This window comes from Amycolatopsis saalfeldensis (assembly GCF_900110575.1).
Classification (GTDB): Bacteria; Actinomycetota; Actinomycetes; order Mycobacteriales; family Pseudonocardiaceae; genus Amycolatopsis; species Amycolatopsis saalfeldensis.
Map to the genome: position 1 here is coordinate 103,710 of NZ_FOEF01000005.1, position 23,698 is coordinate 127,407.

The 23,698-nt window shown below is 71.7% G+C and carries 25 protein-coding genes; 11 read left to right on the forward strand and 14 right to left on the reverse strand.

The window, feature by feature from the left end; translation table 11 throughout:
• Positions 1-5: 5 nt before the first annotated feature.
• Both BMY97_RS13800 and BMY97_RS13805 read right to left on the reverse strand, forming a co-directional pair.
• Positions 6-827, reverse strand: coding sequence for an acyl-CoA thioesterase (locus BMY97_RS13800; RefSeq protein WP_091617502.1), 822 nt, complete (start codon positions 825-827; stop codon positions 6-8).
• Positions 828-852: 25 nt separating this feature from the next.
• On the reverse strand, positions 853-1,587 hold the full coding sequence (locus BMY97_RS13805) for an alpha/beta fold hydrolase (RefSeq protein ID WP_091617208.1): 735 nt from the start codon (positions 1,585-1,587) through the stop codon (positions 853-855).
• A gap of 47 nt (positions 1,588-1,634) precedes the next feature.
• Here BMY97_RS13805 and BMY97_RS13810 point away from each other — a divergent pair, with 47 nt between their 5' ends.
• Positions 1,635-2,906 carry a cytochrome P450 gene (locus BMY97_RS13810; protein WP_091617209.1) on the forward strand — a complete coding sequence of 424 codons (1,272 nt, stop codon included), beginning with the start codon at positions 1,635-1,637 and terminating at the stop codon, positions 2,904-2,906.
• 14 nt (positions 2,907-2,920) lie between these two features.
• Here BMY97_RS13810 and BMY97_RS13815 read toward each other — a convergent pair whose 3' ends face one another.
• On the reverse strand, positions 2,921-4,612 hold the full coding sequence (locus tag BMY97_RS13815; RefSeq protein ID WP_091617210.1) for an alpha/beta hydrolase: 1,692 nt from the start codon (positions 4,610-4,612) through the stop codon (positions 2,921-2,923).
• 154 nt (positions 4,613-4,766) lie between these two features.
• Here BMY97_RS13815 and BMY97_RS13820 point away from each other — a divergent pair, with 154 nt between their 5' ends.
• Positions 4,767-5,351 carry an RDD family protein gene (locus BMY97_RS13820; RefSeq protein WP_091617211.1) on the forward strand — a complete coding sequence of 195 codons (585 nt, stop codon included), beginning with the start codon at positions 4,767-4,769 and terminating at the stop codon, positions 5,349-5,351.
• Here BMY97_RS13820 and BMY97_RS13825 read toward each other — a convergent pair.
• From BMY97_RS13825 to BMY97_RS13840, 4 genes are all read right to left on the reverse strand, one after another.
• Entirely contained in the window at positions 5,250-5,900 is a 651-nt protein-coding gene (locus BMY97_RS13825; RefSeq protein WP_091617212.1) for a response regulator, read from the reverse strand. The two genes, BMY97_RS13820 and BMY97_RS13825, sit on opposite strands and share 102 nt — an antisense overlap.
• Before the next feature lie 22 nt (positions 5,901-5,922).
• Entirely contained in the window at positions 5,923-7,092 is a 1,170-nt protein-coding gene (locus tag BMY97_RS13830) for a sensor histidine kinase (protein WP_091617213.1), read from the reverse strand.
• A gap of 99 nt (positions 7,093-7,191) precedes the next feature.
• Positions 7,192-7,950: a maleylpyruvate isomerase family mycothiol-dependent enzyme gene (locus tag BMY97_RS13835; protein WP_091617214.1), complete on the reverse strand. Its 759-nt coding sequence runs from the start codon at positions 7,948-7,950 to the stop codon at positions 7,192-7,194.
• Between the two features lie 79 nt (positions 7,951-8,029).
• Positions 8,030-9,034, reverse strand: coding sequence for a small ribosomal subunit Rsm22 family protein (locus tag BMY97_RS13840; RefSeq protein ID WP_245787310.1), 1,005 nt, complete (start codon positions 9,032-9,034; stop codon positions 8,030-8,032).
• Between the two features lie 132 nt (positions 9,035-9,166).
• On the opposite strand from BMY97_RS13840, the gene BMY97_RS13845 reads away from it, so the two are divergent.
• Together BMY97_RS13845 and BMY97_RS13850 are read left to right on the forward strand one after the other, a co-directional pair.
• Complete coding sequence (locus BMY97_RS13845) at positions 9,167-9,592, forward strand: YciI family protein (protein WP_091617215.1); 426 nt, start codon at positions 9,167-9,169, stop codon at positions 9,590-9,592.
• Between the two features lie 163 nt (positions 9,593-9,755).
• A complete protein-coding gene (locus BMY97_RS13850) occupies positions 9,756-10,934 on the forward strand; it encodes an RNA polymerase sigma factor (protein WP_245787324.1) in 1,179 nt (392 codons plus the stop codon).
• A 47-nt stretch (positions 10,935-10,981) separates the two neighbouring features.
• On the opposite strand, the gene BMY97_RS13855 is transcribed toward BMY97_RS13850, so the two are convergent.
• Together BMY97_RS13855 and BMY97_RS13860 are read right to left on the reverse strand one after the other, a co-directional pair.
• Entirely contained in the window at positions 10,982-12,655 is a 1,674-nt protein-coding gene (locus BMY97_RS13855; RefSeq protein WP_091617217.1) for an L-lactate permease, read from the reverse strand.
• A 37-nt stretch (positions 12,656-12,692) separates the two neighbouring features.
• Positions 12,693-13,469, reverse strand: coding sequence for an IclR family transcriptional regulator (locus tag BMY97_RS13860; RefSeq protein ID WP_091617504.1), 777 nt, complete (start codon positions 13,467-13,469; stop codon positions 12,693-12,695).
• A 239-nt stretch (positions 13,470-13,708) separates the two neighbouring features.
• Between BMY97_RS13860 and BMY97_RS13865 the strand changes: the two genes are divergently transcribed.
• From BMY97_RS13865 to BMY97_RS13880, 4 genes are all read left to right on the forward strand, one after another.
• On the forward strand, positions 13,709-14,935 hold the full coding sequence (locus BMY97_RS13865) for a MurT ligase domain-containing protein (protein ID WP_177231333.1): 1,227 nt from the start codon (positions 13,709-13,711) through the stop codon (positions 14,933-14,935).
• Complete coding sequence (locus BMY97_RS13870) at positions 14,928-15,641, forward strand: type 1 glutamine amidotransferase (protein WP_091617219.1); 714 nt, start codon at positions 14,928-14,930, stop codon at positions 15,639-15,641. The genes BMY97_RS13865 and BMY97_RS13870 overlap by 8 nt, the downstream gene beginning before the upstream one ends.
• 207 nt (positions 15,642-15,848) lie before the next feature.
• Positions 15,849-17,207, forward strand: coding sequence for a HAMP domain-containing sensor histidine kinase (locus tag BMY97_RS13875; protein ID WP_177231334.1), 1,359 nt, complete (start codon positions 15,849-15,851; stop codon positions 17,205-17,207).
• Positions 17,208-17,209: 2 nt separating this feature from the next.
• Positions 17,210-17,878, forward strand: a complete 669-nt coding sequence (locus BMY97_RS13880) for a response regulator transcription factor (RefSeq protein ID WP_091617220.1) — start codon at positions 17,210-17,212, stop codon at positions 17,876-17,878.
• An 81-nt stretch (positions 17,879-17,959) separates the two neighbouring features.
• On the opposite strand, the gene BMY97_RS13885 is transcribed toward BMY97_RS13880, so the two are convergent.
• The 3 genes from BMY97_RS13885 to BMY97_RS13895 are packed head-to-tail and all read right to left on the reverse strand — an operon-like array spanning position 17,960 to position 19,538.
• Positions 17,960-18,361 carry a CoA-binding protein gene (locus tag BMY97_RS13885; protein WP_091617221.1) on the reverse strand — a complete coding sequence of 134 codons (402 nt, stop codon included), beginning with the start codon at positions 18,359-18,361 and terminating at the stop codon, positions 17,960-17,962.
• A gap of 43 nt (positions 18,362-18,404) precedes the next feature.
• Positions 18,405-18,977, reverse strand: a complete 573-nt coding sequence (locus tag BMY97_RS13890; protein WP_091617222.1) for a hypothetical protein — start codon at positions 18,975-18,977, stop codon at positions 18,405-18,407.
• A 57-nt stretch (positions 18,978-19,034) separates the two neighbouring features.
• Positions 19,035-19,538: a VOC family protein gene (locus BMY97_RS13895; RefSeq protein ID WP_091617223.1), complete on the reverse strand. Its 504-nt coding sequence runs from the start codon at positions 19,536-19,538 to the stop codon at positions 19,035-19,037.
• 163 nt (positions 19,539-19,701) lie between these two features.
• On the opposite strand from BMY97_RS13895, the gene BMY97_RS13900 reads away from it, so the two are divergent.
• On the forward strand, positions 19,702-20,496 hold the full coding sequence (locus tag BMY97_RS13900; protein WP_091617224.1) for a 2-keto-4-pentenoate hydratase: 795 nt from the start codon (positions 19,702-19,704) through the stop codon (positions 20,494-20,496).
• Positions 20,493-21,254 carry a 2-keto-4-pentenoate hydratase gene (locus BMY97_RS13905; protein WP_091617225.1) on the forward strand — a complete coding sequence of 254 codons (762 nt, stop codon included), beginning with the start codon at positions 20,493-20,495 and terminating at the stop codon, positions 21,252-21,254. The genes BMY97_RS13900 and BMY97_RS13905 overlap by 4 nt, the downstream gene beginning before the upstream one ends.
• A 24-nt stretch (positions 21,255-21,278) precedes the next feature.
• On the opposite strand, the gene BMY97_RS13910 is transcribed toward BMY97_RS13905, so the two are convergent.
• Both BMY97_RS13910 and BMY97_RS13915 read right to left on the reverse strand, forming a co-directional pair.
• Positions 21,279-22,151: an alpha/beta fold hydrolase gene (locus tag BMY97_RS13910; protein WP_091617226.1), complete on the reverse strand. Its 873-nt coding sequence runs from the start codon at positions 22,149-22,151 to the stop codon at positions 21,279-21,281.
• A 12-nt stretch (positions 22,152-22,163) separates the two neighbouring features.
• Complete coding sequence (locus tag BMY97_RS13915; RefSeq protein WP_091617227.1) at positions 22,164-22,652, reverse strand: DUF1579 family protein; 489 nt, start codon at positions 22,650-22,652, stop codon at positions 22,164-22,166.
• Between the two features lie 54 nt (positions 22,653-22,706).
• Here BMY97_RS13915 and BMY97_RS13920 point away from each other — a divergent pair, with 54 nt between their 5' ends.
• Positions 22,707-23,159 carry a MarR family winged helix-turn-helix transcriptional regulator gene (locus tag BMY97_RS13920; protein ID WP_091617228.1) on the forward strand — a complete coding sequence of 151 codons (453 nt, stop codon included), beginning with the start codon at positions 22,707-22,709 and terminating at the stop codon, positions 23,157-23,159.
• Positions 23,160-23,698 lie beyond the last annotated feature (539 nt).

The window sequence follows — 23,698 nt, forward strand, 5'->3', positions numbered from 1 at the left end:
ATAGCTCAGATTCGGTGCCGTAGCAGGACTTCCTGCGTCACGGACGCGGCGAGCCGGCCGTCGGTGGTGAAGAACTCGCCGTGGGCCAGGCCGCGGGTGCTCGCGTAGGTGGGGCTGTCCATGTCGAACAGCAGCCATTCGTCCGCGCGGAACGGGCGGTGGAACCACACCGCGTGGTCCAGCGAGGCCAGCTGCGGGGTGCCCGGGTCGCCGCGGTGCGGGAGCCAGGCCGTGCCGGCCAGCCGGATGTCGGAGATGTAGGTGAGCGCGCAGACGTGCGCCAGCGGCGTGTCCGGCAGGCTGTCCTTCGCGCGCACCCACATGCGCTGGCGCGGGCCGTGGCCGATGTCCGGCAGGCCCTCGACCGGGTCGGAGATGAACCGGACCTCGATCGCGGCCAGCACGATCGGCGACTCCTCGGTCTCGATCACGGCGATCTCGTCCGGGCCCGGCACCTCCGGCATGCGCGCCTGGTGCTCGCTGCTCTCGGCCGCCTTCTGGAAGGACGCGGACAGGCTGAAGATGCTCTCGCCGTTCTGGATCGCCACCACCCGCCGGGTGGTGAACGAGCCGCCGTCACGGGTGCGCTCGACCTCGTAGATGATCGGCATGTCCGTGCGGCCGCCGCGGATGAAGTAGCCGTGCAGCGAGTGGACGCCGCGCTCGGCGGGCACCGTCGCACCGGCCGCGGTGAGGGCTTGGGCCGCGACCTGGCCGCCGAACGCCCGCTGCGGCGAGCCCTGGTGGCACGAGCCGCGGAACAGGTTCTCCTCGAGTCGTTCCAGCTTGAGCAACTGGGCCATGCCGAGGTGTGCGGGGTCCGTCATCACGCGCCCCATCCTAAGCGCCCGCTCAGTCTTCGCTCGGGGAGAGCCGCTCCAGCAGCGTGAGCAGGGCGGCGGGGTCCTCGACGTGGGCGTTGTGGCCGAGGCCGGGCAGAGTGACGGCGTCCGCGGCCAGCGCTCGCAGCTGTTCCGGCCGGGACATCGGGTCGTCCGCGCCCGCGGCGAGCACCACCGGACAGCGCGCGCCGGCCAGCAGCCGCGGCAGATCCGGCGCGCCGACGCCGAACGCGGCCTGGTCCAGCGACAGCCGCCAGCCGTCGGCTTCGGTGACGCCGGCTGGGTCGGCGGGCGCGAGTCCGGTCAGGCCGGCGACTTTGAGGTACGCGACCTCGGCGTCCGCCCTGGTTTCGAACACCCTCGGCGGGCGCGCCGCCATCGCCGCCGCTTTCGCCAGCTCTTCGACGCTCCACTCGACCTTCACCCCGAGCGCGAGCACCCCGGCCACGTCGAGGCCGTACCGCCCGTTCGCCAGTTCCAGCGCGACGACGCCACCGAGCGAATGCCCGGCGACGACCACGGGACCGGCCTCGTCCAGGCCCTCGGCGACCTCGGCCGCCAGTGCCTCGAACGAGTACTCCGGCAGCGGCGCCGACCCGCCGTGGCCCGGCAGGTCGGGGACCAGCAGCCGGCGCCGCAGCAGCTCCCCGAGCCGGTCCCAGACCGCGCCGGTGGCGCCGAGCCCGTGAAGCAGCAGGAAGGGCGGCTCGCCGGATCCGCCGGCCCGGAGCTTCAGCTTGTCCACCAGTCGGATCCTGCCCGAAGCCGACGTCGGACGGCTAGGGTCGAAGCGTGTCGAGCGCCGCGATCGCCGACCCGGACACGTATGTCTCGGGCGTGCCGTACGAACTGCTCGCTCAGCTGCGCCGGGAAACCCCGGTGACCAGGATCGGCGACTTCTGGGCGGTGCTGCGCCACTCCGACGTCCGCCACGTGCTGCGTAATCCGCAGACGTTTTCCTCGCAGCTCGGCGGCACGCAGATCCGCGACCCGGCCACGGCCGAAGACCTGCGGTACGTGCGCCGGATGATGCTGAACATGGACGCGCCGGACCACGGCCGCCTGCGCGGGCTGCTGACGAAGGCGTTCACGCCGCGCGCGATCGGCAGGCTGACCGAGCGGATCGAAGGCTGGGCGCACGGGCTGGTCGCCTCCGTCGCGGACCGCGGCGAGTGCGACTTCGCCAAGGACATCGCCGCCGACCTGCCGCTGCTCACGCTGGCCGAGGTGTTCGGCGTGCCCGAGCGCGACCGCCGGCTGATGTTCGACTGGAGCAACCGCGTGATCGGCTACCAGGATCCCGAGTACGCGGTGAGCGCGACCGTGCGGCCCGAGGACGTTACGGAGATCGCCCGCGCCGCGCTCGCCGTGCGCCCGTCGCCCGGCCCGGACGGCGCGATGCCGGACCCGCGCACGCGCGCCGGGATGCCGGACCTTTACGCGTACGCGAACGCCCTCGGCGAGCACAAGCGCGCCCACCCGGGCGACGACGTGATGAGCAACCTGATGCGCCACGTCGACGACGAGGGCGGCCGCGTCTCGATCGACGAGTTCGAGAACCTGTTCTGGCTGTTTTCCGTGGCGGGCAACGAAACCCTGCGCAACGGCCTGCCCGGCGGGATGTTCGCGCTGCTCTCGCACCCGGAGCAGTACCGGACGCTGCGAGAGGACCGTTCGCTGCTGCCGGGCGCCGTCGAGGAGATGTTGCGCTGGTGGACGCCGGTGATGCACTTCCGCCGCACCGCGCTCACCGGCACCCGTCTGTCCGATGTGGACATCAAGGCCGGGGACAAGGTGGTGGTCTGGTTCTCCGCGGCGAACCGCGACGAGACGGTGTTCGACGACCCGGACGCCTTCGACGTCACCCGCGCCCCCGGCGACCACCTGACTTTCGGCCACGGGCCGCACTTCTGCCTCGGCGCGCAGCTCGCGCGCGTCCAGATGCGGGCCCTCTTCACGGCCGTGCTCGACCAGCTGGGCGAGGTCCGCCTGGCCGCGGACCCCGTCCGGCTGCGGTCGAACTTCCAGAACGGCCTGAAGAGCCTTCCGATCCGGTGGGACTGAACGTCTTCGGATCGTCAGCGCTGTTCGTTGAGCTTGCTGACCACATCCTGAACGTCTTGCCGCAGCGTGGAAAGCGTGTCCTGCAGCTGCGTGACGAGGCCGTGCGACGAGCCGTCGACGGCGCCGGGCACCGGGTACACCTGGTTCTCCGCGGGCAGCGGGACGCCGGGGCAGGTGGTGCTGCCCGGGCGGGAGTTCTTGGTGAGGAAGGTGTTCACCAAGCCGTCGACACACGGATTGCCGCTGAGCGCGTACTGCCCGTGGAACGGCGAGTTGTCCACCGACACCAGCGGGACCCCGGCCGAGCGCGCGGCCGCCTTCGCCTGCTCGTACCCGGTCTGCGGGTCGAATTCCCCTTGCACCACCAGCACGTTCGGCCGGACCTGGGCCGGCAGGTCCGGCAGCTCGTGCTGCGGCGCGTCGGACCAGAAGCCGCACGGCTCGGTGATGCCGTAGGACCAGCCGTACAGCGGGTCCACCGGGCCCTGCTGGTCGCTGAGGTGCTTGTACCAGCTTGACGAACGCGTCGGCTGGTCGCCACACGCCACGGCGAAGCGGGTTCCGCCCACCTGCGAGTAGTCCGGCGCGGGCGAGCGACTGACGATATTTGCGACCGTCAGGTCGGCGGCCGGGACGCCGAACGTCGCCCGTGATTGCGTGTCGAGCTGGCCCGCCAGCGTGGCCGGGGGTGTGGCCGCGGTGCCGTTGAGCGCGGCCGCGCCCTTCGTCAGCACCAGCACGCCGAGCAGCCACTGGATCCGGCTGCCGTTGCCGACGAAGAGGTGGTCGAAGTTGTCCGGCGCAAGGCCCTTCGTCTTGTAGTACGCGCGGATCTTCTCCCACGTCTGCTTGACCTCGGCGGGGGTCTTGCCCAGCTGCGCCGGGAACTGCCGGGACAGCCACGGCAGGTAGACGTCGTCGAACTGGCGCTGGTCGATCACCGGGAACGCCTCGAAATCGGCCTGCAGGCGGCCCTGGAAGTTCACGCTGGAGTCGAGCACGACCTTGCCCGCGTGCTCGGGGAACATCGACGCGTACTTCGCGCCCAGCCAGGTGCCGTAGGAGTAGCCGAGGTAGTTCAGCTGCTGGTCGCCCAGCAGGGTGCGGATCAGGTCCATGTCGTGCGTGGTCTGCCAGGTGGTGATGTACGGCGCGAGCGCGTCGCTCTGACAGGACTCCGCGATGGCGCGTGCGGTCTGCTGGTGCATCGCGATGCTCGACGCCGAGCGGTCGCGGGCGTCCAAGGGCGCCTTCGGCAGCCGCCCGTTGGGCACGTCGCACACGAAACCCTTGTCGGCACCGCCTTCCTGGCCGGTGCCACGCGGGTCCATGCCGATCAGGTCGTAGAGCTGGTTGACCGACGGCTCCAGGCCGGCCAGCGCGCCCGCGAGCGAGGTGCCCTGCCCGCCGGGGCCGCCGGGGTTCACCAGCAGCGAGCCCTGCCGTTCGCCGGTGGCCGCGACCCGGCTGATCGACACCTTGAGGTCGACGCCCGCGGCCGGGTCCGCCCAGTCCCGCGGGACGGTGATCTCCGCGCACTGCGCGGGTTTCGCGCCGTTCGCGGGCTTGAACGCGCAGCTGCCCCAGGTGATCTGCTGGCCCGTGTAGGGCGCAAGCGGATCACCGGCCGCGAAAGCCGCGGCGGGCAGCGCGGCCGCCACGACCGCCGCGGTGACCGCGACCAGCCCTGCTCTGGAAGTTCGCACCGGAGTTCCTTTCGTCCGTCGGTCGGATCGGGTTCGAGTCTCGCGGGCGCGCGGACGCGGATTATCGGCCCGAAGTACGAACTTCCGTTGCCCCATCAGCCCTGAGAACGAGGACCGGCGCGCGCCCGGCGGCGGCAGCGGTGATGATGGGGCCATGACCACTTCCCGGCCTTCTGAAGGGCGCGGGCTCGGCGTGGTGGGCCGGCGGATCGTCCAGTACGCGCTGGACCAGCTGCTCGTCGCCGTCCCGCTGGTGCTGCTCGCGACGCTGGTGGTGCTGCTGTTCCGCCCGGCGGGCCTGGCCGCGCTGGTCCCGTTCCTCACAGTTGTCGCCTTCACGGTGCTGGTGCTGGACTTCGCCGGCCTCTGGTTCTTCGCGATCTGGTGGCCGCACCGCCACCACGGTCAGACGCCCGCCATGCGGTGGCTGCGCCTGCGCGTCGTCACGCTGGAGGGGGAGCAGCCCCCGTTGCGGGCGTTCGTGATCCGGACGGTGCTCATGCTGGTGGACGGGTTCGCCTGGGGTCTGGCGGGAGCCGGGCTGATGCTGTGCACACCCCGGCGCCAGCGGATGGGCGACCTCGTCGCCGGGACCGTGGTGGTGAAAGTAGCGCGGGCGCACGAAACCGGGCCGGAGTCAGCGGACGAGGCCGCTCTCCCACGCCCAGATGGCCATCTCGGTGCGGTTGCGCGCCCGGAGCTTGCGCTGGGCCGCGGCGAGGTGCGTTTTGACCGTTGAAAGGGAGACCACCAGCGATTCGCAGATCTCGGCGTTCGTCTGACCGCGCGCGACTGCCTTGACAACGTCCACTTCGCGCTGTGTCAGCGGACTGTCCGGTTCGGACTGTTGACGCGGGACGCTGCCGACGAAGTGGGACAGCAGCCGCGTTGTGATGGCTGGCGATACCAGCGCTTCGCCGTGTGAAGCGGCGTGCACGGCCTCGATGAGCAGCGTCGCGCCGGCGTCCTTCAGGAGGAAGCCGCACGCTCCGGCGCGAAGGGCCGCGTGCACGTTCTCGTCCAGGCCGAACGTGGTCACCATGACCACGTGCATCGGGTCCGCGACCTCGGGCCCGGCCAGCAGCTTCGTGGCCTGAAGCCCGTCGATGCCGGGCATCCGGATGTCCATCAGCGTGACGTCCGGGCGCAGCTCGCGGGCGAGGCGGACGGCGTCCTGGCCGTCCGCGGCCTCGCCGACCACCTCGATGTCCGGCTCGCCCTCCAGGATCAGCCGGAAGCCGGTGCGGACCATCGCCTGGTCGTCGGCGATCAGGACGCGAACCGGCACTGGGGGCTCCTCGAAGACGGGGTCACGCGGGTCCGAGCGGGAGCCGCGCGGCCACGCGCCACCGGTGCCCGGCCTCCGGCCCGGCCTGAACCGTACCGCCGACGGCGCTGACCCGTTCGGACATGCCGATCAGCCCGTAACCACCGGGGCGCGCGGGCCGGGCGGCCCCGTCGTTGACCACCTCGACGGTGAGGCTGTTGCGCTGGTCGTGGCCCACGCTCACGCGCACCTCGGTCGCGCGCGGCGCGTGCCGCCGGACGTTCGTGAGCGATTCGGTGATCAGCCGGTGCACCGTCGTGACCACCTCGGGCGCGGCGGTCAGGTCGGCGAGACCGTCCGGGACCTCGAGGCGGACGCTGCCGTCGTCGGGCACCGCACGGTCCACGGCCGAAGCGAGCCCGGACGGTGGCGCGAACAGGTTCTCCTCGTCCGTGCGGAGCGTGCCGACGAGCCGTCGCATCGACGACAGGGCCTCCGCGCCGGCCGTCTCGATCTCGGCGAACGCCGTGGTGTCGCCGCCCTGGCGCTCGGTGACGCGGTGGGCGGCCTGGACCCGCACGACGATGCCGGTGATCTGGTGGGCCACCAGGTCGTGCAGCTCGCGGGCCAGGCGGAGGCGTTCGGCGGTGCGGACTTCGACGACCTCGGCGCGGGCGCGGGCGTCGGCGTCACGCAGGATCAGGCCGACGGCCAGCGCGGCGCCCCAGGCCAGCGCGGCGGCCGCGGCGAAGAGGGCTTCGGGCGAGCCGATCCCGTAACGGAGGATCGGCGCCGCCACGGTGGCCAGCCCGCCCAGCGCGGCCTGGACGAAGGCCGGTTTCGGCGCGAGCCGGTGGCAGGCCGCGCCCACGACGAGCGCGATGGCCAGCGCTTCGGCCGTGCTCGGCTGGGGCGGGAGGCGCTGGCCGAGCGCCGCGATCACCGCCGTGATCACCGTGCCCAGCAAGGAAAGCGCCGAAACCGCGGTGGCGACCGTGGCGGTCTGCTCCGGGAACCGTCGGCGAAGCACGGCCAGCACCGCGACCACCGGGGCCAGCCCGGGGACGAACACCATGGCGATCCCGGCCAGGCCGCCCACTGCCGGGCCGGACCGGAGGAACAGGACCGAATCGAGCACGACCAGGACGCCGAGCGCGACCGACTCGGCGAAGAGCGGACCGCGACGGCCGGTCCAGGGGAGTTGGCCGATCATCGGGCCCCGGGCGTGGTCATGGTGTCGATCGTGCCCGCTTCGCGGCCCGGCTGCCTCCTGCGTGGGACCGAAACCGGGTCGGCCGCGGGTACGAGGTCGTCAGCCGAAGCTCACCTGGGACAGGTAGAAGTCGAGGAAGTCGGCGTCGCCGGTGAGAAGTGCGGTTTTGCCGGCTCGGCGGCCGTAGCTGATCAAGAGCAGGTCGGTGACCGGCGCTTCGACGGTCACGGTGGGCTCGGCGGGGGCGCCGGGGTGCCAGGCGAGGAGGTCGCCGGTGAGGTCGATGGTCCAGCCCTTGCCGCTGTCGGTTGGTGACAGGTGGACGGTGCGGCCTTCGCCGAGCAGGGCGCGGCGCTCGGGGAAGTAGTCGAGCATGACGGGCAGGGAGCCGAGTTCCAGCCACTCTTCCATGGCGTCCACCGCGACGTCGTGGTCCAGCGTGAACTCCGCGCCGACGGCCAGGGTCGCGTCCGCGCGGTGCAGGGCCGTCTCGTTCATGAAGCGCCGCGCGTAGAAGGCGGCGCGGGGCGGTCCGGCGGGGACCGGGGTGACCACGCGGGCGTCCGGACCGGCTTCGCGCAGCGTGGCGGCCAGGGCGCGGGCGCCGTCCGGCAACCAGGACGGGGCTTGCGGGGTCGAGCCGAGGTGCCGCAGCTCGTCGTCGGGCGGCAGGTTTTCCGCGCGGGTGCGGACGGTCTCCTCCGCCCAGCGGTGCCCGGCGCATATGTGGTTGAGCAGCTGCCCCAACGTCCACTCCGGGCAGGAGGGGACGGTCGTGCCCAGGTCCGCCCCCTCGACGGTGGCCTGCAACAACTCGGTCTGCGCGACGATGGCGGCGCACTGGCTGGGGAAGTCCATCACTGCGGTGTCCTCTCCGTGATCCGGTGATTCACGGGTTGGTCGGAGCCGCCGCGGCCGTCCGGACACGGGTGGGAGGTTATTTCTCCGTGCTCCACGCGTCGCCCCACTCGGCGTCACGGGCGGCGCGGTAGCGGGGGCCCTGCCGTTTGGACACGGTGCTGCCGGGGGCGAGGCCGTCCACCGTGCACAGGTCGAGCTGCACCCAGCCCTTGTGCTTGCGCGGGTGCCGCAGGATTCGCGCGTCCGGGCGGTCGAGGCTCCGGACGGCCGACGCGACGACGTACGAGAACTTCTCGTCTTCGAAGCCCAGCGTGCTCGCCTTGATCCGCCGGTGCAGGCCCGAGCGCGGCAGCCGCGCGGCGAAGTGACACCAGTCCTCACCCGGGCGGATCGGGCACTCGCCGTCGTGCGGGCACGGCGCCACGACACGGCGGTCCATGCCGCGCAGCACCTCCCGCGCCGCGCGGATCCGCGCGAAGCCCGCGGGCGTGCCCGGCTCGATCAGCGCCACGGTGCCGGCCTTCGCGGCCAGCCAGCGGACGACCTCCTCGCGCCCGCGCTCGGGCAATTCGCCCAGCACGTACGACATCGTCACCAGGTCGGCCTCCGGCGCGGCGGACGCCGGGTCCACGAGCCCACGCTGCCAGGTCGTGCCCCGGACAGCCGCCGAAACAGCCGTCGACGCGAGCTTCCGCCCGAGGGTGAGCGCCCCGGCGACCTGCTCGATCACCGTGCACTTCTCCAGCGACGGCCACACCTGGGCCGCCGCCCAGACCGCCGCGCCCGTGCCGCCGCCGATGTCGATCTGGGTCCGCGGCGCGAAGCCCGGAGCGGCCGCCGCTGCTTCGTCGAACGCCGCGGCGACGGCTGCGTACGTGGCCGGCATGCGATAGCCGGCGTACGCGGCGACGTCGATTTCCGAGGACAGGATCGGCGACGTCGCGGCGTCGCCCTGCCGGTAGCGCGTGCTGAGCTTGTCGACCGCCTGCGCGAGCCGTGCTTCGGGGAACCGGCCCAGTTCGCCCTCGAGGGACGAGCGGAGGTCGTCGGGGAGTAGCGCCACGAGCGGGAATTCTCCCACGCCCCTTCCACCCCTCGGACAGCCGTCTGACCTGCTAGTTTCGGCTCCGGGAAAAAAGTTCGGCCGCCGTGTCGATTTGGCGGCCGGCCGATCGACGCGTCAGTGAAGGCAACCGAGAGAGAGGATCTTCCGATGCGGTTCATGGTGATCATGAAGGCCAGTGAAGAGAGCGAAGCCGGCCAGATCCCGAGCACCGAGTTGCTCACGGAGATGGGCAAGTTCAACGAGGAGCTGGTCCGCGCCGGGGTCATGCTGGCCGGCGAGGGGCTCACGGCCAGCGCCGATGGCGCGCGCGTCAAATTCGGGGGCACGGCCGAGCCCCAGGTCGTCGACGGGCCGTTCGCGGAGACCAAGGAGCTGATCGCCGGCTTCTGGATCCTGCAGGTCCGCTCGAAGGAGGAGGTCATCGAGTGGGTCAAGCGCGTGCCGAACACCGACGGCGCCCACCACGAGATCGAGATCCGGCGCATCGCCGAAGCCGAGGACTTCGGCGACAACATGACCCCCGAGCTGCGTGAGGCCGAGGAGCGGCTGCGGGCGGAGAGCGCGAAGAACTGAGCCGTCCCGAACGGGGTGACGGCGTGCCCGCCCGAGGGTTGCCCTCGGGCGGGCGGCCCTGTGTGATGGGCCGGTGGAGACGCAGGGGGCGGTTCGGACGCGCGGCGCCGTCGAGGCGGTGTGGCGGATCGAGTCCGCACGCGTCATCGCGGGGCTCGCGCGGATGGTGCGTGACGTCGGGCTGGCCGAGGAGCTGGCGCAGGACGCGCTGGTCGCCGCCCTGGAGCAGTGGCCGGAGACCGGGGTGCCGCGCAATCCCGGCGCGTGGCTGACGACCACGGCGAAGCGGCGCGCGATCGACCACTTCCGGCGGAACGAGAACCTCGGCCGCAAGCTCGACGAGCTGGGCCGCGAACAGCGCGTCGGCGAAGGCGTGCTGCCGGACTTCGACGCCGTGCTCGACGAGGAGCACATCGAGGACGACCTGCTGCGCCTGGTGTTCACGGCCTGCCACCCGGTGCTGTCCACCCAGGCCCGCGTGGCCCTCACCCTCCGGATGCTCGGCGGGTTGACCACGGACGAGATCGCCCGCGCGTTCCTGGTGAAGGAGTCGACGATCGCGCAGCGGATCGTGCGCGCGAAGAAGTCGCTGGCCGACGGATGCGTCCCGTTCGAAGTGCCGGTGGGCGAGGAACGCGTCGCGCGGCTTTCGTCGGTGCTGGAAGTGATCTACCTGGTCTTCAACGAGGGCTACTCCGCCACCCGCGGCGACGACTGGATGCGCCCGGCGCTGTGCGAGGACGCGCTGCGCCTCGGCCGGGTGCTCGCCGGGCTGATGCCGTCGGAGCCGGAGGTGCACGGGCTCGTCGCGCTGCTGGAGATCCAGGCGTCGCGCTCGGCCGCGCGCACCGGGACCAACGGCGAGCCGGTGCTGCTGATGGACCAGGACCGCGGGCGCTGGGACCAGCTGCTCGTCCGCCGTGGCCTCGCCGCGCTGGCCCGCTCGGAGGAGCTGGCCGGCGGCGCCTACGGCCCGTACTCGGCGCAGGCCGCGATCGCCGCCTGCCACGCGCGCGCCCGGACCCCGGACGAGACGGACTGGGTCAGAATTGCTGCCCTATATGAAGGTCTGGCCCAGATCACGCCCTCGCCGGTGATCGAGCTGAACCGGGCCGTGGCCGTTTCGATGGCTTCCGGCCCCGCGGCCGGGCTCGAACTGGTGGACCGGCTGCTCGACGAGCCGGCGCTGAAGGCCTACCACCTGCTGCCCAGCGTGCGCGGCGATTTGCTGCTGAAGCTGGGCCGTCCCGCGGAGGCCAGGGCGGAGTTCGAACGCGCCGCCGGGCTCACCGGCAACGCGCGGGAACGCACTCTGCTGCTGGGCCGCGCGGCGTCCTGCTGAGACGTTCGACGAGGGGCTGGCGTGCGTCTCGGTTTCGGAGGGCCGCGTCAGGGAATCATGAACTCCAGCACGGTCGCCTGAAGCAGTGAGATGACGCCGACCACGGCGGTCAGCGCGATCGACCACAGGAACGTCTGGCGCAGCAGGGATCCCTCCTTGCCGCTCTGACCGATCGCGGTCGCGCCGATGGACAGGTTCTGCGGCGAGATCATCTTCCCCATCACCCCGCCGGAGGTGTTCGTCGCGCCGGCCAGCACCGGGCTCAGGTGCAGCTGCTGCGCGGAGATCACCTGCATGGGGCCGAACAGGCTGTTGGTCGAGGCGTCCGAACCGGTGAGGAACACGCCGAGCCAGCCGATGTAGGCGGAGAACAGCGGGAAAACGGCGCCGGTGGTGGCGAGCGCGAGGCCGAGCGTCTGCGTCGCGCCGGAGTAGTTCATCACGAACGCGATCGCCAGGATCATGAAGATCGTCGCCAGCGCCCAGCGCATCTGGTACAGCGTGGCGCGGTACGCGGCCAGCAGCTGCTTCGGCTTCGCGCCCAGCACGAACCCGGCGATCACCGCCGCGATCAGGGCCACGGTGCCGGGTGAGAACAGGAAGTCGACGGTGAAGGCGGCCGCGTACGGCGTGTCCTTGGGCGTGATCGGCGCGTGCTGGATCACCTGGTTGTGCAGGCCCGGCCAGGCGAACACCCAGTCGGCCCGGTGGAGCAGCTTCGTCAAGTCGAGCCAGGACGGCAGGTGCGTGAAGATCGTGCCGATGCGCGAGGCGAAGATCGCCACGATCAGGATGATGTACGGCGTCCACGCGTAGAGCGCGCCGCGTTCGGACTTCTCCACGGCCGTCTTGACCGGTTCCTCGCCATCGAAGCGCCATACGGTCTTCGGCTGCCAGAACCGCGTGAGGACCCACAGCGCGGCCATCGCGGCGAGCGCGGCGAGCACGTCCACGAGGCTGGCGCTGATGTAGTTCGACGCCGCGAACTGCATCAGCGCGAACGCGACCCCGGCCGTCACGACGGCGGGCCAGACCTCCAGCATCTTCTTCCAGCCGGCCAGCACCACGACGAGGAACGCGGGGATGATCACGGCCAGGAACGGCACCTGGCGCCCGACCATCGACGAGAACGCCGCGGTCGCCTCGTCCGGCTTGAGGTGCATGATCGGCGCGGTGATCCGGCCGAGCACGATCAGCGGGTTGCCGAGCCCGCCGAACGCCACCGGCGCGGTGTTCGCGAGCAGCGCCAGCACCACGGCCTTCACCGGCGGGAAGCCGAGCGCGGCCATCATCGCGGCGGTGATCGCGATCGGCGAGCCGCCGCCCGCGACGCCTTCCAGCAGCGCGCCGAAGCTGAACGCGATCAGCAGCGCCTGCAGCCGCCGGTCCTCGCTGAAGCCCGCGAGCACCCGTTTGATGTGGGTGAACCGGCCGGTGGTGACCGTGACGTTGTGGAAGTACACGGCGTGGAACGCGATCCAGGCGACCGACCACACGCCGAACAGCACGCCCATGGCCGCCGAGTCGAACGCGAGCCCGGCGGGCATCCGGTACAGCAGCAGCGCCACCAGCAGCGCGGTGACCAGCGCCAACGCCGCGGAAAGGTGCGCGGACAGCTTGACCACGCCCAGCGAGACCAGCAGCACGATGATCGGGAGGGCCGCCAGCAGCGCGGAGAACCACAGCCCGCCCGCCGGCTGGTAGTCCTGGATCCAGGTCACGGGTCAGCTCCTTTGCCGCTCCTCGGCCGAAAAGGGTCTAGCGGCTGCGGACGTAACCGAGCCGGAGCGACAGTGCCGCGGCGGTGCCCGCGACGGTCGCGCCGAGTTCCTCGACCCGTCGCAGCACCCGTTGCGCCGGGCCCGCGACGCTGATGGCGGCGATCGGACGGCCGGAGTGGTCGCGCACCGCGGCGGCGACGCAGCCGACGTCGGGCTCGTTCTCGACGTCGTCGATCGCCCAGCCGCGGCGGCTCGCCTTCGCGAGGTCGTCCAGCAGCCGGCCGGGGTCGATGATCGTCTTGAGCGTCAGGCTGTCCAGCTTCATCCGGCGGATGCGCTCGAGCCGGTCGGGCTCGGGCAGCGCGGAGAGCCAGGCCTTGCCCAGCGACGTCGCGTGCTGCGGCCGCCGGGTGCCCAGCCGGCAGGCGAGCGTGACGGCGCTGGCGCTGCGTTCGGTGGCCACGTAGACCATGGCGTCGTTGTCCGGCACCGCGAGGTAGGTCGTCTCACCGGAGCGCTCGGCCAGCGACGCGAGGTAACGCGGGGCGCAGCGGTGCAGGTCGGTCGCGGCCATCGCGCGGGCGCCCAGCTCGACCAGCCGGGTGCCGAGGCGCACGCGCCCGGTGACGCCGTCCGCCTCGAGGTATTCGAGCTTTTTCAGGGTCCCGACGATGCGGTACGCGGCGCTGCGGGAAAGACCCAGTTGCCGCGCGATCGCGTTGGTGGAAATCTCCTGGTGCTGCCCGACGTGCTCGAGCACGGCGAGTCCGCGCTCCAGCGTGCCGCTCTGCTCCAACCCGCGTTCCGTCTCCACGTCGGCCTCCACCAGGTCGTCTTCCCGTTCAGCGGTACGTGTTTCCGCTAGGCGGGGTTGGACGTTAACACCTCCGATGTATGGGCGGAAGATCTTTCACATACCTCTCTTGCGCAGGGCTGAGAGTTGCCCTGAATGGTTCAACCTCCGATCGTTAGGGAAACTAACAAACGCGAGGGTGAGACTGGAGTCACGCTCTCAGGGAAATCACAACGCTTGGGGGTCATGGTCTGGTCCTGATGCCCCCTACCCACTTGCGCACCCGCATGTCCGTCGCCACCGGGCGGCTGACCGCACGGCTCTCCCGCGCCACCGGCCTCGGCCGCGGCGGCGTGATCGGCGGGCGGGTGACGTTGAAGCTCGATCCGGACGTGCTGCGCCGGCTCGGCCGCGAACGCACCGTCGTGCTCGTCACCGGCACCAACGGCAAGACGACCACGGCGTTGATGCTCACCCGTGCGCTCGAGGCGCTCGCGGACGTCGCGTCGAACGGCGACGGCGCGAACATGCCGGACGGTGTCGTCGCGGCGCTGGCCGCGCGGCCCGACGCGCCGTACGCGGTGCTGGAGGTCGACGAGGCGTACGTGCCCTGGGTGGCCGCGCAGGTGCGGCCCGCGGTGCTCGTGCTGCTGAACCTGAGCCGTGACCAGCTCGACCGCGTGGGCGAGGTCCGCGGCATCGAGCGTGACCTGCGGGCGGCGATCGCGTTGCTGCCGCGGACGGCGGTGGTCGCGAACTGTGACGACGTGCTCGTGACGTCGGCCGCGTCGGCCGCCGCGCGTCCGGTCTGGGTGGGCACCGGCCGTCGCTGGTCGGGTGACGCGACGACCTGCCCGCGCTGTGGCAGCGCGGTGCAACACGCCGCGGCGACCTGGCACTGCGAGTGCGGTTTCGCGCGCCCGCAGCCGTCTTGGGTGCTGGAGGGTGAGCTGGTGACGACGCCCGGCGGCCGGGACGTCGACCTGGACCTGCGGCTGCCCGGCGAGGCGAACCGGGCCAACGCGGCGCTGGCGCTGGCGGCCGCGCACTGCGTCGGCGTCCCGCCGCACACGGCCGCGGCCCGGCTGCGGACGATCACCGACATCGGCGGCCGGTACCGGACCGTGCGCCGCACGCGCCATTCGGTGCGGCTGATGCTGGCCAAGAACCCGGCCGGCTGGGCGGAAACGCTGCGGGTGCTGGACGAGGACACCCCGGTGGTCGTCGCGGTCAACGCGCAGGAGGCCGACGGGCGGGACCTGTCCTGGCTGTGGGACGTCCACTTCGAACGGTTGCGCGGCCGCCAGGTCGTGGTCACCGGCGAGCGCTCGGCGGACCTCGCCGTGCGGTTGTGTTATGCCGAGGTGGCGCACTGGACCGCGGCGGACCCGGTGCGTGCCATCGATTCCCTGCCGCCGGGCGGGGTCGAGATCGTCGCGAACTACACCGCCTTCCGAGACCTGGTGGACCGGCTCCCCAGTGGCTGACTCGACCGTCCGGATCGGACTGCTGCTGCCCGAAGTCCTTGGCACCTATGGGGATTCCGGAAACGCGCAGGTGCTGTGCAAGCGGTTGCAGTGGCGCGGCCACGAGGCGGAGGTCGTGCCCGTGGCGCTGGACAGCGCGGTTCCGTCCACATTGGACGTGTATTTGCTCGGCGGCGGGGAGGACACGGCCCAGGTGCTGGCCGCGCGCCGCCTGCTGGCCTCACCCGGCCTGACCCGCGCCGCGGAGACGGGGGCGACGGTCTTCGGCGTCTGCGCCGGCCTGCAGATCCTGGGCACCCGCTTCCGCGGCCTCGACGGCGCCGACCACCCGGGCGTGGGCTTGCTGGACGTCGTCACGGCCCCGGCCCCCCGCCGCGCCGTAGCGGAACTCGCGGTGGTCGGCGGCCTGATCGACACCCCCCTGACCGGCTTCGAAAACCACCAGGGCACCAGCACCCTGGGCGAAGGCAGTGTCCCGCTGGGCCGCGTCGTCCGCGGCACCGGCAACGGCGACGGCACGGAGGGCGCCGTCACGGGCCACGTCGTGGGCACCTACCTCCACGGCCCGGCCCTGGCCCGCAACCCGGAACTGGCGGACCTCCTGCTTTCCTGGGTCCTCGGGCACGAGCTGGCCCCTTTGGAGGTCTCGGAAGTAGACGTCCTCCGCGCCGAACGCCTGGCCACCCTGCCCCGCCGAATCCGATGACAGCCTGGCCCTTCCGCAGACAAGCCCCGCACTCCTCGGGGGGCGTCCCACACCCAGCCTACCGACGCCCCCCGACGAAAAGCGGGTTCGGGCGGAGTTGTCCACAGGGGTGCCCGGATGTGGATGACTGAGCCGCTGCCTGCCGATTCGGCGGGCTGGGGCCGTTACGCTGCGTATGTGAAAGTTCTCGCCGCTACCGGCGTTCGGATGCGCACCACCGCGGTTGCCGTGGTGGCGCTGGCGCTCGCCATCGCCACCGCGTGTGTCGTGGTGGTGCTGCTGCTCGAGGAGTCGCTCGACCGCAGCGTCACCGAGAGCGCGCGCAGCACGGGCCGCCAAGTGGCGATCCAGCTCGTCCGGGAAGGCACGCGTGACCTGTCCGCCAGCGACGTCGCCAGCACCGGCGACACCGAGGCCGTCACCCAGGTGCTCGACGCGCGGGGCAAGCCCATCGCCAGCGACCCCGCCATCACCGGGCAGCCGCCGCTCACCAGGGCGCGGCCGGCGCTGGGGCACGAAACCGTCGAGACCCTGCCGCTCGGGCTGAACGGCGACGGCAGCGAGTACCGCGTCGTCTCGCAGGAGGTGAGCGGGCCGGGCGGGCCGTTCACGGTCATCTCGGCGCGGTCGCTGGAACCGGTCACCGAGGCGTCCACCCGGCTGACCCTGCTGCTCGCGTTGATTTCCTTGCCACTGCTGGGCATCGCGGGCTTCGCGGTGTACCGAGCGGTCGGCTCGGCGCTGCGGCCGGTCGAGCAGATGCGCCGCACCGTCGCGGAAATCTCCACGCGAGACCTCGCCTCGCGCGTGCCGCTGCCACCCGGCGGGGACGAGGTGTACCGCCTGGCCGTCACGCTGAACGGGATGCTCGGCCGCCTCGCGTCCGCCCAGGCCGCGCAACGCCGTTTCGTCGCCGACGCCAGTCACGAACTGCGCTCGCCGCTCTCGACCATCAGCACCGCGCTCGACGTCTCGACCCAGCACCCCGAGACCACCGGCGAGCTGGTCCCGGTGATCACCCGCGAGACGGCGCGGCTGCGCGAACTCGTCGACGACCTGCTGGTGCTCGCGCGCACCGACGACACCACCGACCGCCCGTCGCGCACCGAAGTGGACCTCGACGACATCGTCCGCGCCGAGGCCGAGCGCGTGCGCGCGGAAGGGCCGGTCGAGATCGAGGTGCGCGCCGGTCCCGCGAAAGTGCACGGCAGCGAGGCACAGCTGCGCCGCGCGGTGCGCAATCTCGTGGACAACGCCCGCGGCCACGCCCGTGAACGGATTCGCGTCGCAAGCTCGGTGCACGGCGACGTCGTGGTGGTCGAGGTCAGCGACGACGGGCCCGGCGTCGCCGAGGCGGACCGTGAACGGATTTTCGAGCGTTTCGTCCGCCTGGACGCCTCGCGCCAGCGCGGGCACGGCGGCACCGGCCTCGGGCTGCCGATCGTCGCCGGCATCGCGGTGCGCCACGGCGGTCACGCGCGGTACGCCGACGTCCATGACCCCACTTATCCCGGCGCGCACTTCCGCATCGAGCTGCCCCGGCTCGACCTTTCGGAGGAGGACTGACCATGCGGTTGCTGATCGTCGAGGACGAGCGTGAACTCGCGGAGACCCTGCGCCGCGGCCTGGTCGCGGAGGGCTTCACGGTGTCCGTCGCGCACACCGGCCCCGACGGGCTGTGGTCGGCCACCGAGCACGACTACGACGCCGTGGTGCTGGACATCATGCTGCCCGAGCTGTCGGGGTACGACGTGCTCAAACGCCTTCGCGCGGCCCAGAACTGGACGCCGGTGCTGATGCTCACCGCCAAGGACGGCGAGTACGACGAGGCCGACGCGTTCGACCTCGGAGCCGACGACTACCTGTCCAAGCCGTTCTCGTTCGTCGTGCTCGTCGCCCGCCTGCGCGCGTTGCTCCGCCGCGGCGCGCCGGCCCGTCCCGCCGTGCTCGAAGCCGGTGACCTCCGGCTCGACCCGGCGGCGCGGACCGTCCACAGAGGAGAGAAGCGGATCGAGCTGACCGCGCGCGAGTTCGGCCTGCTGGAGTTTCTGCTGCGGCGCCAGGGCGCGGCGCTGACCAAGAACGACATCCTCGGCCACGTCTGGGACGCGCACTACGAGGGTGACGAGAACGTGGTGGAGGTCTATGTGGGCTACCTGCGGCGCAAGATCGACGCGCCGTTCGGGACCCACACCATCGAGACGGTCCGGGGGGTGGGCTATCGGCTCGTGACCTGACCCGGGAGCCGGTGCCGAATGCCGCAATGCCCAGCCGCGGCCCGGTTCACGGCGCAGCCGGCCGCAGTCGCCCGGCGCAGGTCAGTTCTTCGAGATCGCCCCGACCGCCCGGACCACGGCCGTGCAGCGGTCCTCGACGTACTCGAGGCCCGCGTCCTCCGCGATTCGGCGTGCCTCGGCGGAGACGATTCCTTGCTGCAGCCACAGTGCTTTCGCGCCGATGGCCACGGCGTCCGCCGCGATGCCCGCGGCTTCGCGGGACGGGCGGAAGACGTCGACGAGGTCCACCGGCTCCGGGATGTCCTTCAAGGACCGGTAGACCTTCTCGCCCAGCAGCTCCGTCGCCGACGGGTGGACCGGGATGATGCGGAAGCCGTGTGCCTGCAGGGTCGCCGGCACCCCGTGGGCCGCCTTCGCCGGGTCGCGGCTCAGGCCCACGACCGCGATCGTGTTCGCGCTCGCCAGGATCTCTTCGGGGGTCATGCCGGTGGAACGCCCTCGGCGGGGCGGGGATTCCGCGGGCGGGTCACAGCTTCCACAGCCGCAGCCCGCGGACCCGGTAAACCGGCCAGACCAGGTGCCAGGGCTTGCGTCGCAGGAACGCGCTCGTGCAGGTCAGGATGTTGCGGGCCGAGGTGGTGGCGACGTCGTGCCGGTCCGGCCACACCTCGCCGCTGACGCCGAGGGCGATGCGGAACACCGTGGCCAGACCGCGGCCCTGCAGGTCGTAGCGGGCGCCCGTGTCGCCGGAATCCGGGGCGAGGCGGGCGATCTCCGTGCGGAAGCCGCGGACGGCCTCGGCCTGCGCGCCGGCCGGCACATCGGCGACGCTGCCCACGATTGCCTTGCCGTGCAAGCGACGGGCGAAGCGGACGAGCAGCCGCCGCTCCCACCACGGGAGCACCCGCCGGTGGCTGAGCAGGGCCGCGCACTCGCCGTGGCCGGTGGTGAAGACGTCGGTGAGCTCGTCGTACGCGCTCAGCGCGGCGGGTTCGTTCAGGTGCAGCCGCACCTCGAAACGGATGCGGGCGACCAGTTCGTCCAGGTGCTCGCGGTGGTCCACTCGCGCCTTCGCCCGGGATGAAGACCAATCGGACATGGCTCTCCCTCTTCTCGCGCCACAGGGTAAGCGAGGAAGGCCGCGCCGACCACGGCTTCAGCCGATCTTCGAGCCGTACATCTCCCCGAGGTCGTCGGCGATCAGCTCGATGCGGGCGCCGTCCGGGTCGGGGAAGTAGATCGACGTCTTGCTTTCCAGCTGGTAGGCGACGCCGGCGTCGTCGAGCCGGCTGCGCAGCTCCGCCCAGCGCTCGGGCGGCACGGACAGCGCGAGGTGGTGCAGCCCGCCGAGCACTTCCGCGTACGGGCCGAGGTCGAGGCCCGGCAGGTCGAAGAAGGCGAGCGCGTTGCCGTTGCCGACGTCGAAGAAGAAGTGGCTGGACCCCGGGTAGTCGCGGTTCTCGAACAGCTCGGTGAGCGGGAAGCCGAGGATGTCCTGGTAGAACGCGATGGTCCGCTCGACGTCGCTGGAGATCAGCGCCGTGTGGTGGATGCCGCGGCCGCTGGTGGCGGGCCGTTCGGCCGCGGGGTGAAGGTGCTTGTCCCGCAACCGGTCGCGGGCTTCGGCGAGCTTCGCGACTTCGGACTCGGTGGGTGCCATCGGGGTCACGTCCTCTCTGGGGCCTGTGTTCCGAAACGGTACGCCAGAAATCTCTCGCGAGCAAGAGATTGCTGAGCGAGAGGATTTTCGTCCCGTCCAGCGGAACGGAGGTGTTGCCCGCGCGGACCCGGCGCGGCAGAGTTCGCCGGGTCGGAAGGGGCTCATGGACGCCAGCGAACTGAAGGAAGCCGTCGCCCGGCTGGAGCGCGCGCACGAGACGCGCGAGCCGATCGATCCTCTTGTCGACGCCTTCCCCGGCGCGACCGCCGAGGACGCGTACCGGATCCAGCAGGAGCTGGTGCGCCGCTGGGCCGACGCCGGTGACCCGGTCCGCGGGCACAAGGTGGGCCTCGCCTCGGCCGCGATGCAGCGGCAGATGGGCGTCGACCAGCCCGACTACGGGCACCTGACCGGGTCGATGTTCCACCTCGAGCACCAGCCGATTCCGACCACGAGATTCCTGCAGCCGCGGATCGAGCCGGAAGTGGCGTTTGTGCTCGGCGCGCCGCTGCGCGGGCCTGGGGTCACGGTCGCCGACGCCGTGCGAGCGGTCGACTTCGTGCTGCCGTCGCTGGAAATCGTCGACTCACGCATCAAGGACTGGCGCATCGCGCTCGTCGACACGATCGCCGACAACGCTTCGTCGGGCGGCGTGGTGCTGGGCAGCCGCCCGACCGCACTCGGCGACGTCGACCTCCGGCTCGCGGGCTGCACCCTGCACGTGAACGGGGAGCTGGTCGCGACCGGCGCGGGCGGTGCCGTGCTGGGCTCGCCGATCAACGCGCTCGTCTGGCTGGCCAACACCGTCGGCCCGCTCGGCGTGACCCTGGAGCCGGGGCACGTGGTGCTGCCGGGCTCGATGACCCGGGCGCATCCGGTGCGTCCCGGCGACACTGTTGTCGCGACGATGGCCGGCCTTGGCAGCGTGACTGCCGTGTTTTCCGGGGAGGACGCATGAGTTCCGGCATCCGCGAGGCGGCCGCGGAGCTGCTCTCCAGGACGGAAGCACGCGCGCCGTTGACCGAGTCGTGGCCCGAGCTGGACGTCGCGACGGCGTACGCCATCCAGGACGAGGCCCTGCGCCTGCGCCGGGAGCGCGGCGAAACGCTGGTGGGCGTCAAGCTCGGGCTCACCTCGCGCGCGAAACAGCAGCGCATGGGCATCAACGAGCCCTTGCTGGGCTGGCTGACCGACGCGATGGTGCTGCCCGCCGGCGTTCCCGTCCCGCGGCTGATCCACCCGCGCGCCGAACCTGAGCTGATCTTCGTGCTGGGCCGTCGCCTCGCGGGGCCGGGCGTGACGGCGGCGACGGCGCTGGCCGCGGTCTCCCACGTCTACGGCGGGATCGAGATCATCGACAGCCGCTACACCGATTACCGGTTCACCCTGCCGGACGTGGTGGCGGACAACGGTTCGTCCGCGTCGTTCACCCTCGGCCCGGTCGGCCTGCCACCGTCCTCAATGGACCTTTCGTTGGAGGCCGCGCTGCTGGAAGTCGACGGCCAGATCGTCGACACCGCGACGGGCGCCGCCGTCCAGGGCCATCCCGCCGAGGCACTCGCCCTCGCCGCGAACGCGCTGGGAGCCCGCGGCCTCGCCTTGGAACCAGGCTGGCTGGTGCTGACGGGAGGCCTCACCGACGCGGTGGACCTGCGCCCGGGCTCCCGCGTGGCTGCCCATTTCTCCCACTTGGGATCGGTGACGCTCGCCGGGTGACCCTGTTGGCGTCCAGAGTTCGGGTCAGGGATTGGTGGCGGGCCGGTCGGCGATGCGGGTGATGCCGTCGATGACGCGGGGCCAGGCTTCGCGCGGGAGGTCGTGGCCCATACCGGGGACGACGTCCAGGTCGGCGCGCAGGGCGCGGGCCGTGGCGCGGCCGCCGGAGACGTGGACCAGGGGGTCCTGCGTGCCGTGGACGACGAGGGACGGGACGTCGAGCCGGCGCAGCGCGGACGTGCGGTCGCGGGTCGAGACGATGGCGGCCAGTTGGCGGATGGCGCCGCCAGGGTGCACGCCGCGGTCGAAGGTTCGTTCGGCGCGCTCGCGCATTCGGTCCTCGTCGAACGGGTAGCCCGGCGAGCCGATCAGGCGGAACGTCTTGAGCAGCAGCGCGACGTACTCCTCGCGTGTGCGCGGTTGCGCTGCCAGCATCATCGCCGCGGCGCGGGGGCTGGGGCGGCCCACCAGCCGGTTGCCGGTGGTGGACATGATCGACGTCAACGACAGCACGCGCTCCGGCCGGCGGATGGCGAGCGTTTGCGCGATCATGCCGCCCATCGACGCGCCGGCTACGTGCGCTTGCTTGATGTCGAGCGCGTCGAGCAGGCCGGCGGCGTCGTCGGCGAGGTCGGCGATCGTGTAAGGGGCGGATCGCAGCAGGTAGGCGCGCGGCAGGTTCGCGCGCCCGGCCATCCGTGACGACCGGCCGACGTCCCGGTTGTCGAAGCGGATGACGCGGAAGCCGCGGGCGGCCAAGCCTTCGCAGAACTCGTCGTCCCACCAGATCATCGGTGCGGCCAGGCCCATGATGAGCAGCAGCGGCCGCCCTGAGGGGTCGCCGAACGTTTCGTGACAGAGCGTCACGCCGTTGGCCTCGATCATGGACTCGCTCATGGTTTCAGTGTTTCACTCCTCGACCGCGTTGGGCTGCTCGGCTTCGCGGGTGTAGCGGGCGCGCAGGAACGGGGTGAACTCGGTGGCCTGGCCGAGGTTCACGTCGATCTCGTGGGTGAGGACGTCGCCCTCCGGCGTCAGCCGATGACGGGCGACGCCGCGTGGGGTCGTCTTTTCCAGGTGCAGCGTGCCTCCCGTCCACCCGCCGCGACCGGGTGCGGCGGGTGGGAAACCGTAGCTGTCGAAGCCGTACCAGAGGGTCTCGCCGGTTTCCGGGTCGACGGTGAAAATGTTGTGGCCCAACAGTTTTGATCCGTCTTCGCGTGTCTGCTCGTAGTCCTGCAGCACGGCGAAACCGTCGAGCGCCGGCCGGTACTGGCAGGTGGCCGTCGCGATGGCGGCGGGCGCCCACGGTGACGCGGCGAGCTCCTCGGTACCGGCCCAATCGCCGACGAGCGCGGTGAGGGCTCTGTGCGCTTCGCCTCGGGTGGGGTTGTTCATCGGTCGGCTCCGTTCATTTCGACAGGTGCCTGTCGATGTGCGAGGCTAGCAGGTATGACACGGAGGTCCGCCCGAGCCGAAACACTCACCAGACTCGTCAACGAGGTCTTCCTCTCGAACGGCGCCCTGCTGGCGGCCGGCGACGTGCTGGCGGGCGAGGTCGGGCTGACTGCGACGCAGTGGCAGGTGGTCGGCTTTCTGGAGGACGGCCCCGTCTCCGCCGCCGAACTGGCCCGCCGCCGCGGCTTGCGGCGCCAGAGCGTGCAGGAGACGGTGAACCGCTTGCTGCGTAACGGAATGCTGACGCGGCTCGACAATCCCGCCGACGGTCGCGCGCCATTGCTCCACCTGACCCCGGCAGCCCGCGCCGCCCTGTCGACCTTGGGCCGCCGCCAAGCGAAGTGGGCGGATGGGGTGGCGTCTGGGATAGCGCCGGACGATCTGGCGGCGACGCTGCGGACCTTGCGGGCGCTGCGGGAACGACTGGCTGATGGGGTGGCGGAGTAGAGGGTGGCGAGTGGCTGGGGCCGGGCTGCGGTGGAGAAGTCGGCTTGCGCCATGTGGCTACTGGCGTGTGGTGGTTGGGGGTGCGGCCGCGGTAGGCGTCTAGTCGGGCTGTCGCGGTGGCTGAGGTGCGGTGGCCGCGGCGGTTTGGCGGGTGCCCGGGGTCCCTGCGACTGGCTTGCGGCGACGGTGGTTGGGGTGCGGCGGCGGTGGGTGCGCAGGTGTGTGGACGTGGTGACTGGCTTGTGGTCGTGGTGGCTGGGGGTGGGGCCGCGGTAGGCGTGCTGTCGGTTTTCGCGGTGGATTGTTTGTGGTGGCGGTGGCTGAGTTGTGGTGGCAGCGGGCGCGCGGATGCCGACCGGTGTGCGCCCGCGGCGTTTGGCTTCCGGACGTGGCGGCGGGTTCGCGGGCATGGTGACTGGGCTTGCGGTCTTCGCGGCTGAAGTGCTGACTCGGTGGGTGCAGGCGCGCCGGCATAGTGGCTGGTGAGTGGTGGCGGGCATGCGGACATGGCGGGCGGGTGTGCGGACATGGTGGCTGGC